The organism is Loktanella sp. PT4BL (assembly GCF_003201935.1).
Lineage (GTDB): Bacteria > Pseudomonadota > Alphaproteobacteria > Rhodobacterales > Rhodobacteraceae > Yoonia.
The window spans coordinates 30,563-52,869 of the sequence record NZ_QJJL01000005.1 but is presented as its reverse complement, the minus strand read 5'-3'; the positions used below and the strand labels follow the sequence as shown (position 1 = coordinate 52,869).

General features: G+C 58.8%; 22 protein-coding genes. 11 read left to right on the top strand and 11 right to left on the bottom strand.

Annotated features, from left to right (window positions below):
* Positions 1-16: 16 nt before the first annotated feature.
* Positions 17-490 (bottom strand): D-galactarate dehydratase, encoded by a 474-nt coding sequence (locus C7964_RS14985; protein WP_181417206.1) that lies wholly within the window; start codon positions 488-490, stop codon positions 17-19.
* A gap of 86 nt (positions 491-576) precedes the next feature.
* On the opposite strand from C7964_RS14985, the gene moaA reads away from it, so the two are divergent.
* The gene (gene moaA, locus C7964_RS14980) at positions 577-1,581 is read left to right on the top strand and encodes a GTP 3',8-cyclase MoaA (protein ID WP_110280482.1); all 1,005 of its coding nucleotides are present in this window, start codon (positions 577-579) and stop codon (positions 1,579-1,581) included.
* 16 nt (positions 1,582-1,597) lie between these two features.
* Here the strand turns inward: moaA and C7964_RS14975 are convergent, their stop codons facing one another.
* The 3 genes from C7964_RS14975 to argE are packed head-to-tail and all read right to left on the bottom strand — an operon-like array spanning position 1,598 to position 4,578.
* A complete protein-coding gene (locus C7964_RS14975) occupies positions 1,598-2,230 on the bottom strand; it encodes an SAM-dependent methyltransferase (protein ID WP_353652422.1) in 633 nt (210 codons plus the stop codon).
* Positions 2,191-3,354, bottom strand: coding sequence for a M20 aminoacylase family protein (locus tag C7964_RS14970; RefSeq protein WP_110280480.1), 1,164 nt, complete (start codon positions 3,352-3,354; stop codon positions 2,191-2,193). The genes C7964_RS14975 and C7964_RS14970 overlap by 40 nt, the downstream gene beginning before the upstream one ends.
* Before the next feature lie 36 nt (positions 3,355-3,390).
* A complete protein-coding gene (gene argE / locus C7964_RS14965; protein ID WP_286163980.1) occupies positions 3,391-4,578 on the bottom strand; it encodes an acetylornithine deacetylase in 1,188 nt (395 codons plus the stop codon).
* A gap of 187 nt (positions 4,579-4,765) precedes the next feature.
* On the opposite strand from argE, the gene C7964_RS14960 reads away from it, so the two are divergent.
* The 6 genes from C7964_RS14960 to yghX all read left to right on the top strand — a co-directional run bounded on the left by C7964_RS14960 (position 4,766) and on the right by yghX (position 11,560).
* Positions 4,766-5,770: an ABC transporter ATP-binding protein gene (locus tag C7964_RS14960; RefSeq protein ID WP_110280479.1), complete on the top strand. Its 1,005-nt coding sequence runs from the start codon at positions 4,766-4,768 to the stop codon at positions 5,768-5,770.
* A complete protein-coding gene (locus tag C7964_RS14955) occupies positions 5,763-6,782 on the top strand; it encodes an ABC transporter ATP-binding protein (protein WP_110280478.1) in 1,020 nt (339 codons plus the stop codon). The genes C7964_RS14960 and C7964_RS14955 overlap by 8 nt, the downstream gene beginning before the upstream one ends.
* A 37-nt stretch (positions 6,783-6,819) precedes the next feature.
* Positions 6,820-8,529 carry a peptide ABC transporter substrate-binding protein gene (locus C7964_RS14950; RefSeq protein WP_110280477.1) on the top strand — a complete coding sequence of 570 codons (1,710 nt, stop codon included), beginning with the start codon at positions 6,820-6,822 and terminating at the stop codon, positions 8,527-8,529.
* A 121-nt stretch (positions 8,530-8,650) separates the two neighbouring features.
* The gene (locus tag C7964_RS14945; RefSeq protein WP_110280476.1) at positions 8,651-9,658 is read left to right on the top strand and encodes an ABC transporter permease; all 1,008 of its coding nucleotides are present in this window, start codon (positions 8,651-8,653) and stop codon (positions 9,656-9,658) included.
* On the top strand, positions 9,651-10,601 hold the full coding sequence (locus tag C7964_RS14940) for an ABC transporter permease (protein WP_181417205.1): 951 nt from the start codon (positions 9,651-9,653) through the stop codon (positions 10,599-10,601). Before C7964_RS14945 ends, C7964_RS14940 begins: the two co-directional genes overlap by 8 nt.
* Positions 10,602-10,672: 71 nt before the next feature.
* The gene (gene yghX / locus C7964_RS14935; RefSeq protein WP_110280474.1) at positions 10,673-11,560 is read left to right on the top strand and encodes a YghX family hydrolase; all 888 of its coding nucleotides are present in this window, start codon (positions 10,673-10,675) and stop codon (positions 11,558-11,560) included.
* Between the two features lie 95 nt (positions 11,561-11,655).
* Here yghX and C7964_RS14930 read toward each other — a convergent pair whose 3' ends face one another.
* From C7964_RS14930 to C7964_RS14920, 3 genes are all read right to left on the bottom strand, one after another.
* The gene (locus C7964_RS14930; protein ID WP_110280473.1) at positions 11,656-13,173 is read right to left on the bottom strand and encodes an NAD(P)(+) transhydrogenase (Re/Si-specific) subunit beta; all 1,518 of its coding nucleotides are present in this window, start codon (positions 13,171-13,173) and stop codon (positions 11,656-11,658) included.
* Positions 13,174-13,185: 12 nt separating this feature from the next.
* Positions 13,186-14,766, bottom strand: coding sequence for a Re/Si-specific NAD(P)(+) transhydrogenase subunit alpha (locus tag C7964_RS14925; RefSeq protein WP_110280472.1), 1,581 nt, complete (start codon positions 14,764-14,766; stop codon positions 13,186-13,188).
* Positions 14,767-14,870: 104 nt separating this feature from the next.
* Positions 14,871-15,320 (bottom strand): methyltransferase family protein, encoded by a 450-nt coding sequence (locus tag C7964_RS14920; protein ID WP_110280471.1) that lies wholly within the window; start codon positions 15,318-15,320, stop codon positions 14,871-14,873.
* 79 nt (positions 15,321-15,399) lie between these two features.
* Between C7964_RS14920 and C7964_RS14915 the strand changes: the two genes are divergently transcribed.
* From C7964_RS14915 to kynU, 3 genes are read left to right on the top strand one after another with little or no spacing between them, the layout of a single operon-like run.
* Complete coding sequence (locus C7964_RS14915) at positions 15,400-16,158, top strand: SDR family NAD(P)-dependent oxidoreductase (RefSeq protein ID WP_110280585.1); 759 nt, start codon at positions 15,400-15,402, stop codon at positions 16,156-16,158.
* Complete coding sequence (locus C7964_RS14910; protein ID WP_110280470.1) at positions 16,158-16,511, top strand: DUF1304 domain-containing protein; 354 nt, start codon at positions 16,158-16,160, stop codon at positions 16,509-16,511. Before C7964_RS14915 ends, C7964_RS14910 begins: the two co-directional genes overlap by 1 nt.
* A gap of 9 nt (positions 16,512-16,520) precedes the next feature.
* Positions 16,521-17,714, top strand: coding sequence for a kynureninase (kynU, locus tag C7964_RS14905; protein ID WP_110280469.1), 1,194 nt, complete (start codon positions 16,521-16,523; stop codon positions 17,712-17,714).
* Here the strand turns inward: kynU and C7964_RS14900 are convergent.
* The gene (locus tag C7964_RS14900; RefSeq protein ID WP_110280468.1) at positions 17,711-18,568 is read right to left on the bottom strand and encodes a YihY/virulence factor BrkB family protein; all 858 of its coding nucleotides are present in this window, start codon (positions 18,566-18,568) and stop codon (positions 17,711-17,713) included. The two genes, kynU and C7964_RS14900, sit on opposite strands and share 4 nt — an antisense overlap.
* 188 nt (positions 18,569-18,756) lie before the next feature.
* Here C7964_RS14900 and C7964_RS14895 point away from each other — a divergent pair, with 188 nt between their 5' ends.
* On the top strand, positions 18,757-19,407 hold the full coding sequence (locus C7964_RS14895) for a P-loop domain-containing protein (RefSeq protein WP_110280467.1): 651 nt from the start codon (positions 18,757-18,759) through the stop codon (positions 19,405-19,407).
* On the opposite strand, the gene C7964_RS14890 is transcribed toward C7964_RS14895, so the two are convergent.
* Genes C7964_RS14890 through C7964_RS14880 form a run of 3 tightly spaced genes read right to left on the bottom strand, consistent with a single transcriptional unit; the run spans position 19,404 to position 22,291 of the window.
* Positions 19,404-20,714, bottom strand: coding sequence for a TRAP transporter large permease (locus C7964_RS14890; protein WP_110280466.1), 1,311 nt, complete (start codon positions 20,712-20,714; stop codon positions 19,404-19,406). The two genes, C7964_RS14895 and C7964_RS14890, sit on opposite strands and share 4 nt — an antisense overlap.
* Entirely contained in the window at positions 20,711-21,250 is a 540-nt protein-coding gene (locus C7964_RS14885; protein ID WP_181417204.1) for a TRAP transporter small permease, read from the bottom strand. The genes C7964_RS14890 and C7964_RS14885 overlap by 4 nt, the downstream gene beginning before the upstream one ends.
* Before the next feature lie 9 nt (positions 21,251-21,259).
* A complete protein-coding gene (locus tag C7964_RS14880) occupies positions 21,260-22,291 on the bottom strand; it encodes a TRAP transporter substrate-binding protein (protein ID WP_110280465.1) in 1,032 nt (343 codons plus the stop codon).
* Positions 22,292-22,307: the final 16 nt, after the last annotated feature.

The window sequence follows — 22,307 nt, the reverse complement described above, 5'->3', positions numbered from 1 at the left end:
CGCACATCCTGCCGGTTCAGAGGGCCGCGAATACCGTCAATTTAGGCAAGGACGTCAGTGGCGCTTCAATCAGGCGCATCGCGGCAAGGCTGATCTGGCTGCCTGAACCTGCAGCCCCGCCCGAGGGGCGCAGCTCGATATTGATCGTTTTATCCTGATACGTGACGCGGCCCGGCGTCAACGCTGCCACCAGTGGCGTTTTCAACCAGATGCCAGCCTCGGCAGGCGATCCCAGCGATGCGATTGTGCGGCCCAAGGGCTGCGCAGCCGCAGGTGCGGTCGCGATCGCTGCGGCACGGTCCTCTGCGCTGGTGGTGTCGAATTGCGCGATCGTCACGGCATTTTGAGGCGGGGGTGGCGGGGGCGCCGGGTTGAGTGTTGGCACGGGTGCGGCAATATCAGCATCCGGTGCAGGCCCGAACGGCCCTTGAAACGAAGGCGTGGAACAGCCGGTTAGGGCGATGACGGGGATAGTCAGGATCAGTCTCATACCCACAGACTATGCTTTCGAAAACACAGACACAACGGAGGCCATGTGCCTTGCGCAAGGCACCGCCCGCGCGTAGGTTCGGTGACATGACACAGCCACTCATTGATCCTTTCGCCCGCGCCATCGAATACCTGCGCGTCTCGGTCACCGACCGCTGCGATTTCCGCTGCGTTTATTGCATGTCCGAGAACATGACCTTCCTGCCCAAGAAGGAACTTCTGTCGCTGGAAGAGCTTGACCGCCTTTGCTCGGCATTTGTCCGCTTGGGGGTGCGCAAATTGCGCATCACAGGGGGCGAACCTCTGGTGCGCCGCGAGATCATGACCTTCTTTCGCGGCATGTCGCGGCATCTGGACAGCGGCGCGCTTCACGAGTTGACCCTGACCACCAACGGCAGCCAACTGGCGCGGTTTGCAGATGATCTCTACGCCGCTGGCGTGCGGCGGGTGAATGTATCGCTTGATACGCTGGATGAGGCCAAATTTGCCGACATCACCCGCTGGGGCCGTCTGCCCCAGGTTCTGAAAGGAATTGATGCCGCGCAAAAAGCGGGGCTGCGGGTCAAGATCAATACGGTCGCCCTGAAAGGCTTTAACGAGGACGAGCTGGAGCAACTGACCGACTGGTGCGCGTCGCGCGATATGGACCTGACCTTCATCGAGGTCATGCCGATGGGCGATCTGGGCAATGAAGACCGCTTTGGCCAGTATTGGTCGCTCAAAGACCTGCGCACGCGCCTTGCCGCACGCTCGGAACTGACGGATTTGCCTGAAAAGACAGGCGGCCCCGCGCGGTATGTGCGTGTTGAAAACACCGGTCAGAAAATCGGGTTCATTACACCGCTCAGCCACAATTTCTGCGAAAGCTGTAACCGTGTGCGGATTACCTGCACTGGCCAGATTTACACCTGTCTGGGTCAGGAGGGCCATTCAGACCTGCGCGCCCCTTTGCGCGCGTCAGAGGCCGATATCGATCTGGAAAATGCGATCCGCGCCGCGATTGCGCTCAAGCCCAAGGGCCATGATTTCGACTATTCACGCCAACAAGTCGACGGGCAGGTCAGCCGGCATATGTCGCATACCGGTGGCTAGGTAAGGTGGAACCACCTTACGGTTTGCGCGCGACAAAATCGATCAGCGCCGCTTGTCCTACGTGGGCACTACCGGATCTTTGATCGCGCTCATAAACAGCACAGCGTTCAATCGTCCAACCTGCAAAAGCCTCGCGCAAAAGCGCTTCGGTATACATGTTCTCGATAAACGGCGGCCCGCCGGTGCCCCGTCCGATCTGCTCGGGCCTGTAGCCATGAAGCAAAATCCGTCCGCCACTGCGCAGCGCGGACTGCATGTTGCGGAACTGGCGCGCCCGAAATGCGGGGTCAGCGAATTGGATAAAGATCGCAACGACCATGTCGTATTGCTGTGACCAGTCCCATCTGTCCCAGTCCGACACATGGGCATCGACCACCACACCCGCATCAGCGGCAAGCTCTCCCGCCCGTGTAATGGCCGTCGGGGAGGGATCAAAGGCGGTCACCTTCATGCTATGACGGGCAAGATGCACACTGTTGCGCCCTTCACCGTCCGCCACGCAAAGTGCGGATGCACCTTCGAGAACCACCCATGGGTTTTCAGCCAGAACCGCCGCCGGCGCGGTGCCGAAAAGATAGCCGTCGCTGCTGCTATAGCGTTCTTCCCACATCAGGCCGCTGGCATCCGCTGTTCGACGATTTCCGCCCACCAAGAGCACCCTGCAGGGATCACCTCATCGCTGAAGTTGTATTCAGGGTGATGGACCGCAGCGGTGTTTCCGTTGCCCACAAGAATATAGGCGCCGGGCCGTTCCTCGAGCATGAAGGCAAAATCTTCGCCGCCCATGATCAAAGGTGCGTCCGCACAAGCGCCAGAGACCGACTTCGCCACTTCGGCAGCAAATTCTGTTTGTTCTGCATGGTTCACCATGACGGGATAACCGCGATAGTAGGTGACATCAGCCTTGGCGCCGAAAGCGGCCGCTGTTCCTTCGGCAATAGCTTTGAGCCGCTGCTGCGCTAGGTCGCGCATCGCCGTCGACATGGTGCGTACAGTACCTTTCATATGCACCCGCTGAGCGATGACGTTGAAGGCCTTGGACGAGCTTTCGATCGCCGTGACGGAGACCACGATCTGATCCACAGGATCCGCATTGCGGCTGACAATGGATTGCAGCGCTGTCACCACATGGGCGGCAACAAGCGTGCTATCCACGGTCTCATGCGGCTTGGCGGCGTGACCGCCTCTGCCTTCGATCATGATATCGAACTGGTCGGTTGCGGCAAAGAATGCACCCGGCCTGATCGCGAAGCTGCCCAAGGGAAGACCGGGCCAGTTGTGCATGCCGTAGACCTCCTGCACGCCCCAGCGGTCCATCATGCCGTCTTCGCACATTTCACGACCACCGCCGCCACCTTCTTCTGCTGGCTGGAAAATCACAACAACGGTGCCGTCGAAATTCCGTGTCTCGGCCAGGTATTTCGCAGCCCCCAAGAGCATCGCCGTATGCCCGTCATGCCCGCAAGCATGCATCGCACCGTCTGTCTTGGATTTATAAGGAAGACCGGTCTGTTCGTGAATCGGGAGCGCATCCATATCGGCGCGCAACCCGATGACTTTGCCCGACGTATTGGATTTACCCTTGATGACGCCCACGACTCCTGTGCGCCCGATGCCTGTCACAACCTCATCGCAACCGAACGCTGTGAGCTTTTCGGCCACCATAGCCGAGGTGCGGTGCGTCTCGAACAGGATTTCGGGATTTTCATGCAGGTCGTGCCGCCAAGCGGTGATTTCTGGCAGCAGTTCGGCAAAGCGATTCTTTACAGGCATAAGTCGGGCTCCGGTTGGGGTGTGGCTTTATGTGTCTCACTCGGCCAGCATGTCCACAAGGCGGCGCATGAATGCCTCACCCTGCTGGAACTGGTCAACGGTGATGTATTCGTTGGGCTGATGGGCCTGCGCGATATCGCCGGGGCCGCAGATCACGGCCGAATAGCCGCGTTCCTGAAACTGCCCTGCCTCTGTGCCGTAGCTGACGACATTGCGGGCGTTCTCGCCGGTCAGTTTGCGGACAAGTGCTTCGGCCTTGCCCTCATGCTCGGGCACAAGGCCCGGCACATGGAAATACTGATCCGCAGTGATGCCCGCCTCGGGGCGGATCGCTTTCATCTCGGCCTCGATTTCGGCAAGCTTGGCCTGAAAGCGTGCCTGCCATGCGGCGATATCTTCACCCGGCACAATGCGGAAATCGAAACCGAAGTAGCAATCCTTGGCGGTGATGTTATGCGCCGTTCCGCCGCTGATCGTGCCGACATGCAATGTTGTGTAGGGCGGCACGAATTCCGCCGCCAGATCGCTGGGGGTTTTGGCCGCGTTTTCGGCGTTCACCTCATTGGCCCAGTTGATCAGCTTGGCAGCCATCATGATCGCACTCACGCCTGTGGGTGCCAGAGAGGAATGCACCTCGAACCCACGGAAATGCATCTTGTAGCCGATGCCGCCTTTATGGCCTGTCACGACCTTCATCATCGACGGCTCGCCCACCAGAACCGTATCGGCCCGCGGCAGGCCCATGCTGACCAAATGGTCGATCATCGGCGGCGCGCCTGTGCAGCCGACCTCTTCATCATAGCTCAGCGCGATTTGCAGCGGGCGTTTGATCCCGCGTTCAAGCGCTAGTGGAACAGCCCAGAGCGCCAGCGCATCAAACCCTTTCATATCGCAGGTACCCCTCCCGTAAAGCCTGCCCTGCCGCTCGGTCACCTTGAAGGGGTCGGTATCCCACGACTGCCCGTCAACAGGCACAACATCCGTATGACCAGAGAGCACCACGCCGCCATCAATCTGCGGACCCACATGGGCGTAAAGTGCGGCTTTAGTGCCGTCTTCATTGGGCACGCGGGTGGACTCGATTCCAAATTCGTTCAGATAATCTTCAACAAAATCAATCAGATCAAGGTTGCTCTCGCGGCTGACCGTGGGAAAACCGACAAGGCGGTCCATCAGTTCTCTGGCGGTGAGTGTCATATCAGTCCTTTCAAGATCAGCTGCCATCCTCGCATCTTTTCGCGCAAGATGCCCATATTGATGGCAACCCTACTCTGACGTGTCCAATCTGGGTCTGCAATTAGGTTATCACTTGCGGTACCGCAATTTGATGATACCGTCTGTGGTTAGCGCAACCAGTCACATGAGAATCTGGTGCAAATAACAAAGTACCGAACCACCTGGGAGGTTCCATATGCTCGATGGGGCGCTGCCTGTCCTGGATGTCCGGGACCTCAAAACCGTTTTCAAAACACGCGGCGGCGAGGTTCATGCGGTCAACGATGTCAGCTTCTCGCTGCGCCCCGGTGAATTGCTGGGTGTTGTCGGCGAGAGCGGTTCGGGCAAATCCGTAACGATGATGTCTTTGCTGGGCCTGCTGCCCTCGCCACCGGCTGATGTGCGCGGCGGAACCGTTATGTTCGATGGCAAGGACCTGCTGCGCGTGACACCCGAGCAATTGCGCACGGTGCGCGGTGGCAAAATCGGTTTTGTGTTCCAGGACCCGATGACCTCGCTCAATCCTGTCTATCAGGTCGGGTTCCAGATCATGGAACCGCTGCGCAAACACATGGGTATGAACAAACGCCAGGCCGCAGAGCGTGCGCAAGAGCTGTTGGAACTGGTGGGTATCCCTGATGCCAAGCGCCGCCTGAATGACTACCCTCACCAGTTTTCCGGCGGGATGCGCCAGCGTGTGATGATTGCTATCGCTTTGGCCTGTGATCCGCAGGTTCTGATCGCGGATGAGCCGACAACAGCGCTCGATGTGACGATACAGGCGCAAATTCTGGAACTGATGAAGGAGTTGCGCGACAAGCTGGGGATGGCGGTGATCTGGATCACCCATGACCTTGGGGTCATTGCGGGGATCGCGGACCGTGTGATGGTCATGTATGGCGGCCAAGTGGTTGAACATGCACCGGTGAAAGAGCTCTTCAGCAACCCGCAGCACCCCTACACCCGCGCCCTGCTGAAGACGATTCCGAAGATTCATGGGGCACGGTCCGCCCGTCTGACGATTATCGAAGGCCAGCCGCCGATCATGACCGGTGCGCCCACCGCATGCCCGTTTCGTGAGCGCTGTGATGTGGCCTTTGATCGCTGTGCGGTGGAAAATCCGCCGCGATATGATCTGGGCGAAGGCCACGACGCCGCCTGCTTCTTTGACGCCCGCACCGGAGAGCCACGCGATGCTTGATGACACCAAAAAGCCGCTGGTTTCGGTCAAAGACCTGAAAATGCACTTTCCGATCCATGCCGGGCTTTTGCGCCGCCGTGTGGGTGAAGTGAAGGCGGTTGATGGTGTCAGCTTTGATGTATTTGAGGGGGAAACCCTTGGTCTTGTTGGCGAATCCGGTTGCGGCAAGTCCACCTGCGGGCGCGCTGTGCTGCGCCTTTACGACATCACGTCAGGGTCGATAACAATTGACGGGCGCGAAATCGGCGCGACACCGCAACCTGCCCTGCGTGACATGCGCCCCACGATGCAGATGGTGTTTCAAGACCCGCAGGCCTCGCTGAACCCGCGCATGACTGTCGAGGATATCATCAAAGAACCGCTGGACGAGCATACCAAGCTGTCGGATGCCGAGAAGCGCGAAAAAGTGGGTGAATTGATGGATGCGGTCGGCCTGAACCGCAAATTCGCCAAACGCTATCCGCATGCATTCTCGGGTGGGCAGCGCCAGCGGATCGGTATTGCCCGCGCGCTTGCACTGAACCCAAAGTTCATCGTTTGTGACGAACCGATTGCCGCCCTTGATGTGTCTATTCAGGCGCAGGTGGTGAACCTGCTGGAAGACCTGCAGGAACAATTCGGCCTCACCTATTTGTTCATCAGCCACGATCTGTCGATGGTGCGCCATATCGCGACACGCGTTGCGGTCATGTATCTGGGCAAAGTCGTTGAACTGGCACCGCGCGAAGGGCTCTATGCCGACCCGCTCCACCCCTACACGAAAGCGCTGCTCTCGGCTGTTCCCGAACCGGACCCGAGCCTTGCGCGCGCAACGCGGCGGATCATCCTCAAGGGCGATGTCCCCTCGCCCGCGAACCCGCCCGCGGGCTGTAATTTCTGCACGCGCTGCCCTGCTGTCATGGACATCTGCAAACGCGTGGAACCCGCATACCGCGAGGTGCAGCCAGGCCGTTTCACGGCCTGCCACCTTTATAACGAGACAACGAACACTGCTGACGAAACGGCAGGTTAAGAGGCAAAAAAATGAGCACCAACAAGGAGAAGATAAAATGAAACTCAAAACAGCCCTGATGGGCGCTGTTGCCTGCCTTGCGATTGCGCCGATGGCCCATGCGCAAGAGCGCGGCCGCGACGGCAACGTAAATATCATCTATTGGCAAGCTGTCTCAATCATGAACCCGTTCCTGTCGGGTGGTACAAAAGACATCGAAGCGGCCAGCCTCGTGCTCGAACCGCTCGCGCGCTATGACGAAACCGGCATGATGGTGCCTTATCTGGCAACGGCTATTCCGACCGTCAGCAATGGCGGCGTGTCCGAGGACCTGACATCCATCACATGGCAGATCGACCCCGATGTCGTCTGGTCCGATGGCTCACCAGTAACATCGCGCGATGTCCAGTTCACATTCGAATACTGCACCGCTGACGGTGGTGGCTGTGCGCAAGGCGCGAAATTCTCGAACGTGGAAAGCGTCGAGATGCTTGACGACAAGACAGTGAAGGTGAACTTCACCGGCCCCGCACCGAACCCCTATCAGGCCTTTGTCGGCCACGAATCGCCCATCATTCAGGCGGCCCAGTTTGCAGAATGCCTTGGCCCACGTGCACCTGAGTGCACCGATGCCAACTTCATGCCCATTGGCACAGGTCCGTTTGTAGTGACAGACTTCCGCGTCAATGACGTGGTCCAGTTTGAAGCCAACCCGAACTACCGCGACCCAAGCAAGCCAGCCTTCGCAACTGTGACCTTCAAAGGCGGCGGTGATGCAACGGCCGCTGGCCGTGCTGTTATGGAAACTGGCGAATTTGACTACGCCTGGAACATGCAACTTGCACCTGATGTGATCGCCTCCATGGCCGAAGGTGGCATGGGTGTGCCTGTCTCCGCATTCGGGACCTTGGTCGAGCGGATCGAGATGAACCTGACCGACCCATCGCCAGCACTGGAAGAAGGCGTGCGCTCGACTGTGGCCGCACCACACCCCTTCCTGACAGATGCCCGCGTGCGTGAAGCGCTCTCTATCGCTATCGACCGCGATCTGCTCGTTGAAGTGGGTTACGGTCAGGCTGGTCGTGCGACCTGTAACCTCGTGCCGGCCCCTGCGCTTTATGCGTCCGACAACACCGCCTGTCTGACACAGGACATGGACCGCGCGAATGCGCTGTTGGATGAGGCAGGCTTCATGATGGGCTCCGATGGCGTTCGCGTGAACGCAGACGGCGTGCGTCTGTCGATCCTCTTCCAGACATCCACGAACGCGGTGCGTCAGGACTTTCAGGCCCTGATCAAGCAGTGGTGGGAAGAGATTGGCGTTGAAACCGAACTGCGCAACATTGATGCGGGTGTCTTCTTTGGTGGTGACCCGGGTTCGCCCGACACATTCCAGCGTTTCTATGCGGACGTTGAAATGTACGCCAACAACTTCCCCGGCACAGACCCACAGGCCTATCTGGGCGCTTACTTGTGCGACAACATCCCATCGCCGGAAACACAGTGGCAGGGCGAGAACATCAACCGTGTCTGTGACCCGGCCTATGATGCGCTTTGGGCCGAGTTGGCCGCGACTGCGGATCTCGAAGAGCGGGGCCGCATTGGCCGCGCGCTCAATGATATGCTGACAAAAGACAGCAACATCATCGTGCCGCTGGTCGACCGTGGTCGTGTGTCTGCACATTCCGTCACACTTGGCGGCGTTGTCCTGAACACATGGGACAGCGAGCTGTGGAACATCGCCGACTGGTACCGCATCAGTCAGTAAATCACTGACGCAGCCCCGGACCACGATCCGGGGCCTCTTGCCCCGCGCAAGAGGTCCCGGAGCAAGTCCGGGACTGCGCCGCCCCTTCCTTCTTCCAAAGCCATGTACAGAGGCGTCGTAAATGCTGACCTACACCATCCGTAGATTGCTGCTGTCGATCCCGACGCTTATCTTCATTGCTTTTGTGATTTTCATGCTGCTGGAGCTTGCCCCCGGCGACCCGATGGCCAGCATGCCCCTGTCGATCCCGCCCGAAGTGCGCCAGCAAATGCGCGAGGCACTGGGACTGGGCGAACCTTGGTGGATCCGCTTCCCGCTCTGGCTCAACCAGTTCTTTATCGTCGAGCCGCAATACTGGATCGACAATGCCTTCGGCACCAATTTTGCCGACGGTGCCCAGCGCATCATCAGTTTCCAGTCGCGCAGCCCCGTCTTTGACGTGATCGCACAGCGCCTGCCACAGACGCTCTGGGTTGTGGCGATGTCCTATGTCGTGGGCGTGCTGATCGCCCTGCCCATCGGGATCATCAGTGCCTACAAGCAGTATTCCGTCTTCGACAATGCGGGTACATTCGTCAGCATGATCGGTTTTTCGGTGCCGCCCTTCTTTTCGGGCGTTCTGCTGATCGTGATCTTCTCGGTCCAGCTGCAATGGCTGCCGTCGATCTATGACACCACGCTGGTGGTGAATTCGTGGGAGACATTCAAAACCCAGCTTTTGCAGATGATCATGCCTGTGATGGTGCTGGCGCTGCAAACCACAGCACAGGTCAGCCGCTATATGCGCGCGTCGATGCTGGATAACCTCAGCCAGGATTACGTCCGCACAGCCCGCGCCAAAGGCATGTCGGAAAGCGTGGTCGTGCTCAAGCATGTGCTGCGCAACTCGATGATCCCTGTTGTGACCGTGATTGCCTTGGGCATTCCGTCGATCTTTGGCGGTGCAATCATTACCGAACAGATTTTCAAAGTGAACGGCCTTGGTCAGCTTTTGATTATCGCGCTGCAAGGCTCGGATATTCCGATGGTCATGACAATCACCTTCCTGCTCGCGGTGCTGATCGTGATGATGAACCTGATTGCCGATGTTCTCTACGGCATACTTGATCCGAGGATCCGCTATGACTGATGCAACTGTGGCAAAAGAAGCGATCGAAAAGCCCCGCAACCAGTGGCTGGATGTCTGGGACCAGTTCAGGACCCACAAAGGCGCGGTGTTCGGCTTGGGCTTTCTGATCTTCATCACGCTTTTCGTGACCATTGGTCCATGGCTTTGGCAGGTGGACCCCGGGAAGCTTGATATCCGCAACAAGGATGTGCGCCCGATCTACATGCTGCTGTTTGACAGCGACGCCAAGGTGAACTGGGCCAACCCGATGGGCACCGACAATCTGGGCCGCGATATCATGGCCAATATCATGCAAGGCGGGCGGATTTCATTGGCCGTAGGCTGGACCGCGATGATTTTGGCTGTGTTCCTTGGCACGCTGATTGGTGTGCTGGCAGGGTATTTCCGCCGCCTTGACGGGTTGCTGATGCGTTTCACCGATCTGGTGCTGTCCCTACCGCTCTTGCCGCTCTTGCTGGTCATGATGCTTTTGTTCCGCGATCCGCTGCGTGCGGCCTTCGGACCCGAGAACGGGATCTTCATCCTGATTGTTGTGGGCATCGGGATTACATCCTGGATGCAGACCGCACGGATCGTGCGTGGCGACGTCATGGCGCTCAAAGAGCGGGAATTCGTCCTTGCCGCCCGTTCCATCGGCACACCGCCACGGCGGATGATTACACGGCATATTTTGCCCAATGTGCTCTCTCCGATCATGGTCTCTGCCACGCTGGGCCTTGCCACAGCGATCATTACCGAAAGTGCTTTGTCTTTCCTTGGCCTTGGCTTCCCGTCGGACTTCCCGACATGGGGCAAGATCCTGTTTGACAGCGTTGACCGCATGACAGCCTTCCCCGAGCGCGTGTTGTGGCCCGGCCTTGCGATTTCGCTGACGGTACTGGCGGTGAACTATATCGGCGACGGGTTGCGCGATGCGCTTGATCCACGCATCCGCGGCTTGTGATTTGCCTTAGGGCTTGCGCGGCATAAATCTGTTGGATCGGGACAAACCCGTTCCAACAGGAGATCGCATCAATGACACGCATGACGGCCAAGGACTTTGATCAAGAACTGCTTGATCTATATGATTTCTACGCACACGGCAAAATTTCCAAACGTGAGTTTCTGGATAAGGCGGGCAAATTCGCCGTGGGCGGTCTCACGGCTGCGGCCCTGCTCAGCATGCTCAGCCCCGACTACGCGCTGGCCCAGCAGGTGTCGTTCAACGACCCCGATATCTTGCCCGAGTACATCACCTATCCCTCGCCCAACGGCCATGGCGAGGTGCGCGGCTATCTGGTCAAACCCGCTAATGCCACCGGACCGCTGCCTGCGGTGCTCGTGATCCACGAAAACCGTGGTCTAAACCCCTATATCGAAGACGTCGCCCGCCGCGTTGCCAAGGCAGGGTTCATGGCGCTGGCCCCCGATGGTCTGACATCCGTGGGCGGCTATCCCGGCAATGACGCCGAAGGGCGCGAATTGCAGCGCACGGTGGATGGCGAAAAGCTGATGAATGATTTCTTTGCGGGGTTTGAACACCTGATGACCCGCGACGACAGCACCGGCAGCGTGGGCGCTGTGGGCTTTTGCTATGGCGGCGGTGTGGTGAATGCACTGGCTGTGGCCTATCCTGAAATGAACGCAGGTGTGCCCTTCTATGGTCGCCAAGCAGCGGTTGAGGATGTGCCGCGGATCGAGGCCCCGCTTATGCTGCAATACGGCGCGCTGGACGAGCGGATCAATGAAGGGGCAGCGGCCTATAGCGAAGCACTCGCAGCCAACGGCAAGGTGTTTGAGGAATACTTCTACGAGAACGCCAACCACGGTTTCCACAACGACAGCACGCCGCGTTATGATGAGGCGATGGCCGAACTGGCATGGGATCGCACGATTGGCTGGTTCAATACTTATCTGACGTAAGAGGCGAGGGTTTCACCCACCCTACGTAAATGCAAAGGGGCGGCGCTTTGCAGCGCCGCCCCTTTGCGTAAGGTGGGTTCAAACCCACCTTACCTTCAATCAATCTTGGGCAACAATTCATCCAGGGACTTCTTCGCGTCCCCGTAGAACATGCGCGTATTCTCTTTGAAGAACAGCGGGTTCTCGATGCCCGAATACCCGGTGCCCTGCCCGCGCTTGGACACAAACACCTGCTTGGCTTTCCAGCATTCCAGCACTGGCATGCCAGCAATCGGGCTGTTGGGGTCGTCCTGTGCCGCAGGGTTCACGATATCGTTGGAGCCGATCACGATGGCCACATCCGTATCAGGGAAGTCCTCGTTGATCTCGTCCATCTCCATCACGATGTCATAAGGCACCTTGGCCTCTGCCAGCAGCACGTTCATATGCCCCGGCAAACGCCCCGCAACGGGGTGGATCGCAAAGCGCACGTTCTTGCCCTTGGCACGCAGTTTGCGCACCAGTTCGGACACCGCCTGCTGCGCCTGCGCCACCGCCATACCGTAACCCGGAATGATGATGATGCTGTCGGCCTCGTTCAGCGCCGTTGCAACACCGTCCGCATCAATGGCGATCTGTTCACCTTCAACTGCCATCTGCTCGCCCTGCGGGCCGCCAAAGCCACCCAGGATCACGCTGACAAAGGACCGGTTCATTGCCTTACACATGATGTAGGACAGGATCGCACCGGACGAGCCAACCAGTGCACCCACAACAATCAACAGATCATTGCCGAGTGAGAAGCCGATCGCGGCCGCGGCCCAGCCGGAATAGCTGTTCAGCATCGACACAACGACAGGCATATCCGCGCCGCCGATCCCCATGATGAGGTGATAGCCGATGAAAAGGCCCGCCAGCGTCAGCAGAACCAGCGCCCAGGAACCGCTGCCGCCCATATAAGCGATCAGCAGGATCACAGAAAGGGCCGCCGCACCTGCGTTCAGCAAATGACCACCGGGCAATTTCTTGGCCCCTGTGTCCACTTTGAACGGCAGCTTGCTCGAATTGCCGGCGAGCTTTGCATAGGCGATGACGGAACCTGTAAAGGTCACCGCACCGATCCAGATGCCCAGCACCAGTTCGACCCGCAGAATGCTGATCTCGACACTGGATTTCTTGGCAATCAACTGACCGAATGCGCTCAGCCCGTCATAGATTTCCTTGGGCAGGCCGATGGCCGTAATCCCATCCGGCCCGACAGCGCCCATGACCTGACCATTGGCTTCATACAACGCGCCGATGGTGTTGATCATCAGGTCGGCGTTGAAGCCTACGAAAACCGCTGCCAGACCGACCATTGAGTGCATGATCGCCACAAGCTCGGGCATCTGTGTCATTTCGACCTTGGTGGCCAATTGATAGCCCACCATGCCGCCCAATGCGATCAGGATGACCGACAACAGCCCCAGACCGGAACCCGGGCCTACAAGCGTCGCAAAGACCGCCAAAGCCATGCCTGCGATGCCGTACCAGACCGCGCGTTTCGCGCTTTCCTGCCCCGAAAGGCCACCCAGCGACAGAATGAACAGGATAGCTGCGACCACATAGGCCGCGATTGTGAATGCGTTTTCCATTGCTCTGCCCCTTTAGGATTTCTGGAACATGGCGAGCATACGCCGTGTCACGAGGAAGCCGCCGAAGATGTTGACCGCTGCCATAAAGATACCAAGTGCCGCCAATATCGTGATCAGCGCGTTGCTTGATCCGATCTGGATCAGCGCGCCCAGAATGATGATCGACGAAATCGCGTTGGTCACAGCCATCAGTGGTGTGTGCAGCGAATGCGCGACGTTCCAGATTACCTGGAAGCCGATGAACACCGACAGAACGAAGACGATGAAGTGCTGCATAAAGCTGGCTGGCATACCGGGAATCAGGCCGATCCCGAGGATCAGTGCCGCACCAATCGCCAAAAGCCCGACTTGGGTCTTGGTTTCTTTCTTGAAGGCCGCCACTTCGTTCGCGCGCTTTTCTTCCGCGGTCAGTTCCTTTGGCTTTTCCTTCTTGGGCGCAGCTGCAATCGCCGCCACTTTGGGTGGTGGTGGCGGGAAGGTGATTTCGCCCTTATGCGTCGCGGTCGCACCACGGATGACGTCGTCTTCCATATTGTGGTTTGGCGTGCCGTCTTTTTCAGGCGTCAGATCCGTCATCATGTGACGGATGTTGGTGGCATAGAGTGTCGAGGACTGCGCCGCCATCCGGCTTGGGAAATCGGTATAGCCGACGATGATCACACCGTTGTCGGTGACGATCTTTTCGTCTTTCACAGTCAGTTTGCAGTTGCCGCCACGTTCCGCTGCAAGGTCGACGATGACCGAACCGGGCTTCATCGCCTCGACCATGTCTTTGGTCCAAAGTTCGGGCGCATCGCGGCCCGGGATCAGCGCCGTGGTGATCACGATGTCCATATCAGGCGCGATTTCGCGGAATTTGGCCAGCTGTGCTGCCGCAAACTCGGGCGAGGACACGGCGGCATAGCCACCGGTCGCAGACCCGTCCTGCTGTTCTTCCTCAAAATCGAGGAAGACAAATTCGGCCCCCATGGATTCAACCTGTTCGGCCACTTCGGGGCGTACGTCGAAGGCGTATGTGATGGCACCCAGCGATGTCGCGGTACCGATCGCAGCAAGACCTGCCACACCCGCACCAACAACCAGCACTTTTGCCGGCGGCACTTTACCCGCAGCAGTCACCTGACCGGTGAAGAAGCGGCCAAAGTTGTTACCGGCTTCGATGACAGCGCGGTAGCCCGCGATATTCGCCATGGAGGACAATGCATCCATCTTTTGCGCACGGCTGATGCGTGGCACCATATCCATGGCGATCACGGTGGCGCCTTTCGCGTTGGCAGCCTCCATCAATTCCTTGTTCTGCGCAGGGTAGAAGAACGAGATCAGCGTCTGTCCTTCGCGCAGTTTCTTGACCTCTGCATCCGATGGCGGGCGCACTTTGGCGACGATATCGGCGGCCTTGTAGAGCGCCGCCGCGGTTTTCACCACCTCGACACCAGCGTCTTTATAGGCCTGATCAGAAAAACCCGCAGCGAGACCGGCGCCGGTTTCGATGATGCATTCATACCCAAGCTTTTGCAGGTCTTTGGCGGATGCCGGGGTCATCGCGACCCGGTTTTCGCCCTCGAATATCTCTTTTGGTGTGCCGATCTTCACGGACCATCCCCCATATCTGTTCTGGCAGTTCCCATGCATTATAGCGCGCAAGAATATTTCACAAGGGGATGGCTGGCATGACATTAAGTGTCATGCGCTAACAATCACACCCAGCGGCGCGTCTTTTGGCAATAGCGGGCGAAATCTGCGCGAAATTTGACCCTGAGCCGGTTTTCCTCGGGGATAATGAAGCGCTGCGTGATGGTAAACATAAAGAGCGGGACAAGCAGCAAAGCAACAGGCGCATCCCAGCGCAAGGCGAGCCCCGCAAGCACCAGCGTGTCCCCCAGATAGATCGGATTGCGGGTGCGCTTGAAGATGCCTGTCGTGACCAGATGATCGGCCTCCAGATGCGGCACAATAGTGGTGCGTCTTTTGCGCATCTCGACCGCCGCAAGCAGGATCAGCACAATCCCGCCGCCCACCAGAAGCCCCCCCAGCAGATCCATGACAGGCCCGCCGATGGCCCAGGACATGGGCTGAAGGGCTGCAATCCACCATGTCAGCACGACGGCAAGCAGCAACCACACGGGAGGGATGTCGATCCATTTCATGCCAAGTGTTGTGCCGCAGCGCTTTGCACTTGTCCATGCCCGCTGACCCGTTAGGGTCTGGCAAAACGGAGGAATGATCATGGAACATGCGGGCAAACACGCACTGGTCACGGGCGGCGGTTCCGGTATCGGTGCAGGCATTGCGCTGGCCCTGGCGCAGGCAGGTGCCGAGGTAACAATCACCGGACGACGCGCGGATAAACTGCAAGAGGTTGCATCGCTGTCCCAACGCCTGCACGCCGTCGTCATGGATGTGGATGACGAGGCGTCCGTGCGTGACGTCATCGCGCAAGCTGCCCGCGCCCGTGGCCCGATCCAGATATGTGTTGCCAACGCAGGGATAGCCGAAGGTGGCCCGTTCGAAAAAACCACACTTGCCCAGTGGCGCAAGACCATGACCACCAACCTTGATGGTGTCTTTCTGACCTTTCAGGCCGCCATGGCGACGCTCGAAGATGCCACCCCTGCCCGCATGATCGTGATCAGTTCGATTGCCGGTGTGCGCGGTCTGAAAAACGCCATTCCCTATACCGTGACCAAACATGGTGTCATCGGTTTGATCCGTGGTTTGTCCGAAGAGTTCATGCGCCGCCCCATTACATTCAACGCGCTCTGCCCCGGCTATGTGGACACCGATATCGTGCGCAACCAGTTGCCCGGCCTGATGAACCGCTTTGATCTGGACGAACAGGGTGCGATTGACGTGATCGCCAAGGGAAACCGGCACCGCAAGCTTTTGGAGGTGGATGAAACCACGGCAGCGGCCATGTGGCTCTGCTCGGACGGTGCGCGCAGCGTGAACGGGCAAACGATCCAGATTTCGGGAGGTCAGGTCTAATGATTGGTCCTGTTCTCGTCGTTCTTGTGGCACTGATCCATGCCTATTTCGTGGTGCTTGAAATGTTCCGCTGGGAAGCGCCACGGACCCGCAAGGTTTTTGGTACCACGCCGGAATTTGCGGCCGAAAGCAAAGTGATGGCCGCCAATCAGGGCTTGTATAACGGGTTTCTGGCGGCAGGGCTGGTCTATGGTCTTGTGATGGGGGTCGCTGGCGGGCAGATGGTGGTTTTCCTTCTGCTTTGTGTCGTCGTTGCCGGAATCTATGCCGCGTTTTGCGGCATCAAAGCGGCACTTTACGCACAGACGGTGCCTGCAACGCTCGCGCTGCTTGCGCTTTTCTTGAATATCTAGGAACGCACCATGACTGATTTCGCCGCCACCAAAGCCATGTTTCACCTGCCCGAAGGCATGATCTATCTGGATGGCAATTCGCTTGGTCCTTTACCCAAGGCGACGGCTGCGCGTGTCGCGCGCGCTGTGACCGACGAATGGGGTGAGAAGGTGATTACCGGATGGAACCGTGCGGGTTGGATGGCACAGCCAACCGCTTTGGGCGACCGGATCGGGCGGCTGATTGGCGCAGAACCGGGCCATGTGGTGCTGGGGGATACCCTGTCGATCAAGGTCTATCAGGCCCTCGCCGCCGCCATTGATCTGGTGCCGGATCGCAAGGTGATCCTGACAGATAACGGGAATTTCCCGTCGGATATCTACATGGCCGAAGGCTTGATCAAATCACTGGGGCGCGGCCATGAGCTGCGCATCGTGGACCCCGAGGATGTGGAACATCATATCAATGACGACCTTGCTGTGCTGATGCTGACGCAGGTGGACTACCGCACCGGGCGTTTGCACGACATGAAGGCCCTGACAGAAAAGGCCCATGCGGCAGGCGCGCTCACCTGCTGGGATCTTGCACATACCGCGGGGGCCATGGCGGTCGACCTGCAAGGCTGCAACGCCGATTTTGCCACAGGTTGCACCTATAAATATCTTAACGCAGGCCCCGGTGCGCCCGCGTTTATCTATGTGGCCCCCCGCCATATCGACAACTGCCAGCCCGCGCTGTCAGGCTGGCTGGGCCATGAGGCACCTTTCGCCTTTGATCTGGATTACCGCCCTGGCACAGGGATCGAGCGGATGCGCGTGGGCACGCCACCTGTGTTGCAGATGGCCGCCCTTGATGCGTCACTCGATATCTGGGACCAGGTGGACATGGACGCGCTGCGTTCCGCCTCGATCGCACTGACCGAGCAGTTCATCGCAGGGGTCGAGGCGCGCTGTCCGCAGCTCACACTTGCCAGCCCGCGCGATCCGCATGGGCGAGGCAGTCAGGTATCCTTTGCCTTCGCCGATGGCTATGCCGCGATGCAGGCCTGTATCGCGCGCAATGTCATCGGTGATTTTCGCGCGCCCGACATCATGCGGTTCGGGTTTTGCCCGCTTTTCATTGACGCAGGCGATGTGGACGCAGCCGTGGATGTGATTGCCGATGTGATGGACAACAGGTTGTGGAATGATCCGGTCTATAAACAGGTCGCACGGGTAACCTAGACGTAAGTGGTATCCTCAGCCTCTGGCGGGGTGTCGTAGCCGTGCACCTGAACGTTCAGCGCGGCCCCCAGCAGGATCAGATAGGCGCTGACGTAAAGCCAGAGCAGCAGACCGATGACCGCACCGATTGAGCCGTAAACCTCGTTATAGCTGGCAAAGTTTGTCAGATAGAACGACAGCCCCGCCGAGGCCGCAACCCAGAGCACCACGACCACGAAAGCGCCGACGGTAAACCATCGGCCACGGCCTCCGATCCGTGCGGGGCCGAAACGGTAAAGCAAACTCAGCCCCAGCATCAGGACGCCCAAAGCGATCAGCCAGCGGATACCTTCGAGCAACCACGCCGTTGAATTTGCGACAGGAATGAAGGCCAGACCAATCGGCACAATGACCACCACGAACAGTGCGACAATCGCCAAAGTCACCAGAGCAAATGTCAGCAACAAGGCCACGATGATTTGCCAGATGCCGTTGCGCATCCGCTGACCCGCAATCGCGTTCAGCCCGCCAATCAACGCCGCCACCCCTGCCCTGCAAGACCAGAGTGCCAGCATGATCGACAGGCCAGTGGCCCAGCCCAGAGCATCCGCTGGTGCGGCCACCAGACGCACAACCTGTGACGAAATCAGGTTATAGGCATCGGGCGGGATGATATCCTGCATCAAGGTCAGCTGTTCGGCGATCACCACCGGATCGGCAATCAACCCGAAAATCGCGATCACCGCGGCAATGCCAGGGAAAATCCCGAACATGCCGAAAAACGCGACGCCCGCAGCGATCAGACCAAGATGCTTTTCGCCCGCAGTCGTCCAGACCGCGGCAAGGATCCGCCATATCCGCTTGATTTTGGTCATGCGTCGGGTCGCCTGCCTTTTGTTCATTGCCCTTCAACCTAGTACAAAAGAGCGGCAACCGCCACTTTTCTCAACAGAAACCTGCGGTTGGCTTTGCCATTGACAACATGTCCACAAAAAACGGTCGCGTCAGAGCGCAAGACGCGGTAGGATTTTGAAAAGCCGGGGCCAACCCAGAGGCAGATGCAGTGAACACTTTGAACACACATACCAACACGCTCGCCGAGCGTGTGTTGGAGCAGGACAGTGACCGCTATCTGGTGGCGATTACCGGTGCGCCGGGCTGTGGCAAATCCACCTTGGCCAGCGAAGTCGCGCGGCGTCTGAACGCGCAGGGCCGCAAGACAGCCGTCGTCTCGATGGACGGGTTTCATCTTGATAACCGCATTCTAGAGGCGCGCAATCTGCTGCCCCGCAAGGGTGCGCCTGAAACCTTCGACGCGCCGGGTTTCTTGCGCCTGATCCGCGCACTCATGACCGGCGAAGAGGTTTTTGCCCCGGTGTTTGACCGCACCCGCGATCTGGCCATCGCCGGTGCTGTTGCGGTGCCAGCCGCTGCAAAGGTTGTGATTGTCGAAGGCAATTACCTGATGTTCGACGAAGCCCCCTGGTCTGCGCTTGCAGAGCTTTGGGACCTGTCAGTGCGTGTGAATGTCCCGATGCCGGAACTCCGCGCGCGCCTGATCCAGCGCTGGTTGAGCTTGAACTATTCGTCTGCCGTGGCCACCCGGCGCGCAGAAGGCAATGACATTCCCAACGCCAGGCGCGTGATTGAACGCGCCCTGCCCTGCGATATTGATCTGAACGGCGAACCGCTCCAGAACGGCATGTCAGCCTAGACAAACACCAGCGTGATTGCAGGGAACATCAGCAGAAGAAAGACCCGCACCACATCGGAGCCTACAAAGAAAAGCACCGACCGGTAGGTTGCCGTCATGGGCGTCTCTTTGTCCATGCTGTTGATAATGAACAAATTCATACCCACAGGCGGTGTGATCAATCCCACCTCGACCACGATCAGCACCAAGATACCGAACCAGACCGCCAGTTCCTCGGTCGTCATGCCGAAATCCATGGCCGAGATGACCGGCCAGAAGATCGGCACCGTCAGCAGGATCATCGACAGGCTGTCCATCAGGCAGCCGAGGATCAGGTAGAAGACAAGGATGAGAACCATCACCATCCACGGGCTGAAACCCTGGTCTGTGACCCATGCCGAAAGTTCCTGCGGCACCTGTGTCAGCGCCAGAAACCCGTTGTAGAAAGCGGCCCCTAGCACGATGAAAAAGATCATGCCCGTGCCGGTGGCGGTTTCTGTAATGCTCTGGCGGAACACCTGCCAGTTCAGTGTTCCCGAGAACAGCGCGATCAGCCCCGTGCCCATGGCCCCCACAGCGGCCCCTTCGGTCGGTGTAAACCAACCCTGATAGATACCGCCAACCACCAGACCAAAGACAAGCAACACCGGCCAGACCGCGCCCAGCGCTTTGATGCGGTCAGCGTAGGCAACACGCGGGCGCGTGCCTGCCTGATCGGGGTAGAGCCGGACATAGATGGCAATGGTCAGCATATAGCCAAGGGCCGCAAGGATACCGGGAATAAAGGCGGCTGCAAAAAGCGTGGCGATGTTCTGCTCGGTCAGGATCGCATAGATCACCAGAATCACAGACGGCGGGATCAGGATGCCCAAGGTTCCGCCCGCCGCAAGCGTCGCCGTCGAAAACCCGCCCGAATAGCCGTATTTGCGCAATTCCGGCAGGGCGACCTTGCTCATGGTCGCCGCTGTCGCAAGCGATGATCCGCAGATCGCCCCGAACCCCGCACAGGCTCCGACCGACGCCATGGCCATCCCGCCTTTGCGATGACCCAGCCATGCCTCTGCCGCCTTGAAGAGCGACCGCGACATGCCCGAATAGGTCGCAAACTGGCCCATCAGCAGAAACATCGGGATGATCGACAGGTTGTAGCTTGAGAAGGTGGAAAACACCTCGGATTTCAGCCGTGCCATGAACACAGTGTTGCCGTCGGTCGCCAGCCACAGCCCGCCGATGCCGCACAAAAGCATCGCAAGCCCGATGGGCGCGCGCAGGAAGATCAGCAAGAGCAGCACGGGAAAGGACAAAAAGCCCAAGGTCAGATCGGTCATATGTCGCGCTGCCCTGTCAGGCGCATGGCGGCGCAATAGAGGCTGACGATACTGGCGGTGACTGCGGCGCCAAAGCTTGCCGCATAGGCCCACCAGATCGGGAACTGGATCAGGTAAGAGGTTTCATTATAGCGGATCTTGTCCTGCATCCCCGCAAAAAGCCGCCAAGTGATCAACACGATGGTCGCGGCCATCACAACGGTCCAGAATGTGCTCAGCGCCGCGTTGACGCGTGGCCCGAGACCTTTCGTGAAGACATCGACGCGGGCGTGGGCCCCGCTGAGTTGTGTCAGCGGCAAAAAGGCGAAGATCGCAAAGGCTACGCCCGCTTCGACCAGTTCGAAATCGCCAAGGATCGGACCGACACCCAGATCAATCAGCCACTCACCAAGCCCGCGCAAGGCACCGCCGTGGGCCAGATCGCTGAGTTCGCGCACGCTGACGCTGACGCAGACCATCAGTACCAGCAGGCACAGGACGATGCCGCCAAGCAGGGCCATGACATTGGCGAGTGTATGAATCGCGCGGTGCAGCATCAGCGCGGCTTAGTTGCCTGCGGCGTGTTTGGCAATCAATGCCTGCGCCTCTTGGTAAAGCCCTGTGCCATCAATGCCTGCCGCATCGGCCTGGGCGATCCAGTTGTCAATCGTGGGTTGGCTGGCCGCGCGCCAGTCGGCAACCTGTGCTGGTGTCAGCGTGATTATCGTGTTGCCCGCCTCTTGGGCCAGGGCCCGTCCGGGCGCGTCGTACTCTTGCATTGTGCGCCCCGCGAAAGCGGAAAATTCAAGGCCTGAATTGGCATCGATGACCGCCTGAAGGTCGGCGGGAAGATTGTCATAGGCCTCTTGGTTCATGGCGAAAATGAAGGCGGTTGTATAAAGGGCCTCACCGGGAAATTCGGTGTGGTTGGTGACCAGCTCCTGCACTTTGAGCGAGGGCACGACCTCCCAAGGGATCACAGCCCCATCAATGACACCGCGTGACAGGGATTCCGGCACCGCAGGCACCGGCATCCCGACAGCGGTCGCACCCAGTTCGGTAAACAGCGTTGTTGTCGTTCGGGTCGGGGCACGCAGTTTCAGACCGCGCAGGTCGGCCACGTCTGTGACAGGGCGGTTGGCATGGATCACACCGGGGCCGTGCACCCAAAGCCCAAGGGGTTTGAAGGCGGCAAAATCGGTATCCATCATCCGTGTTTCTGCCAGTTCCCAAAAGGCGCGTGAAGTAGCTTCGGCATCGGGGGAAAGAAACGGCAACTCGAAAACTTCAAGCTGCGGGAAGCGCCCGGGCGTATACCCTGCCACTGTCCAGATAATATCGGCGACACCATCAATCGCCTGATCAATCAGCTGCGGCGGTGTGCCGCCCAGTTGCATGGACGGAAAACGGTCAATCTTGATACGGCCATCACTGTCGGCCTCGACCTGATCGGCCCAGACATCCAGAATATGTGCAGGCACATTGGCCTGCGCTGGCAAGAATTGATGCAGACGCAACGTGACCTCCTGCGCGACGGCAGCTGTGGACAGGCAGGCGGCAGCAAGAACGCTCATCAGCGCGGTACGGGTCGTTTTCATGATGATCCTCCAGAAA

What these genes read in the sequence shown, in the direction of transcription:
- C7964_RS14985 (WP_181417206.1), bottom strand. Translation starts at nt 490, where the DNA reads ATGAGACTGATCCTGACTATCCCCGTCATCGCCCTAACCGGCTGTTCC.
- moaA (WP_110280482.1), top strand. Translation starts at nt 577, where the DNA reads ATGACACAGCCACTCATTGATCCTTTCGCCCGCGCCATCGAATACCTG.
- C7964_RS14970 (WP_110280480.1), bottom strand. Translation starts at nt 3,354, where the DNA reads ATGCCTGTAAAGAATCGCTTTGCCGAACTGCTGCCAGAAATCACCGCT.
- argE (WP_286163980.1), bottom strand. Translation starts at nt 4,578, where the DNA reads ATGGCAGCTGATCTTGAAAGGACTGATATGACACTCACCGCCAGAGAA.
- C7964_RS14960 (WP_110280479.1), top strand. Translation starts at nt 4,766, where the DNA reads ATGCTCGATGGGGCGCTGCCTGTCCTGGATGTCCGGGACCTCAAAACC.
- C7964_RS14955 (WP_110280478.1), top strand. Translation starts at nt 5,763, where the DNA reads ATGCTTGATGACACCAAAAAGCCGCTGGTTTCGGTCAAAGACCTGAAA.
- C7964_RS14950 (WP_110280477.1), top strand. Translation starts at nt 6,820, where the DNA reads ATGAAACTCAAAACAGCCCTGATGGGCGCTGTTGCCTGCCTTGCGATT.
- C7964_RS14945 (WP_110280476.1), top strand. Translation starts at nt 8,651, where the DNA reads ATGCTGACCTACACCATCCGTAGATTGCTGCTGTCGATCCCGACGCTT.
- C7964_RS14940 (WP_181417205.1), top strand. Translation starts at nt 9,651, where the DNA reads ATGACTGATGCAACTGTGGCAAAAGAAGCGATCGAAAAGCCCCGCAAC.
- yghX (WP_110280474.1), top strand. Translation starts at nt 10,673, where the DNA reads ATGACACGCATGACGGCCAAGGACTTTGATCAAGAACTGCTTGATCTA.
- C7964_RS14930 (WP_110280473.1), bottom strand. Translation starts at nt 13,173, where the DNA reads ATGGAAAACGCATTCACAATCGCGGCCTATGTGGTCGCAGCTATCCTG.
- C7964_RS14920 (WP_110280471.1), bottom strand. Translation starts at nt 15,320, where the DNA reads ATGAAATGGATCGACATCCCTCCCGTGTGGTTGCTGCTTGCCGTCGTG.
- C7964_RS14915 (WP_110280585.1), top strand. Translation starts at nt 15,400, where the DNA reads ATGGAACATGCGGGCAAACACGCACTGGTCACGGGCGGCGGTTCCGGT.
- C7964_RS14910 (WP_110280470.1), top strand. Translation starts at nt 16,158, where the DNA reads ATGATTGGTCCTGTTCTCGTCGTTCTTGTGGCACTGATCCATGCCTAT.
- kynU (WP_110280469.1), top strand. Translation starts at nt 16,521, where the DNA reads ATGACTGATTTCGCCGCCACCAAAGCCATGTTTCACCTGCCCGAAGGC.
- C7964_RS14900 (WP_110280468.1), bottom strand. Translation starts at nt 18,568, where the DNA reads ATGACCAAAATCAAGCGGATATGGCGGATCCTTGCCGCGGTCTGGACG.
- C7964_RS14890 (WP_110280466.1), bottom strand. Translation starts at nt 20,714, where the DNA reads ATGACCGATCTGACCTTGGGCTTTTTGTCCTTTCCCGTGCTGCTCTTG.
- C7964_RS14885 (WP_181417204.1), bottom strand. Translation starts at nt 21,250, where the DNA reads ATGCTGCACCGCGCGATTCATACACTCGCCAATGTCATGGCCCTGCTT.
- C7964_RS14880 (WP_110280465.1), bottom strand. Translation starts at nt 22,291, where the DNA reads ATGAAAACGACCCGTACCGCGCTGATGAGCGTTCTTGCTGCCGCCTGC.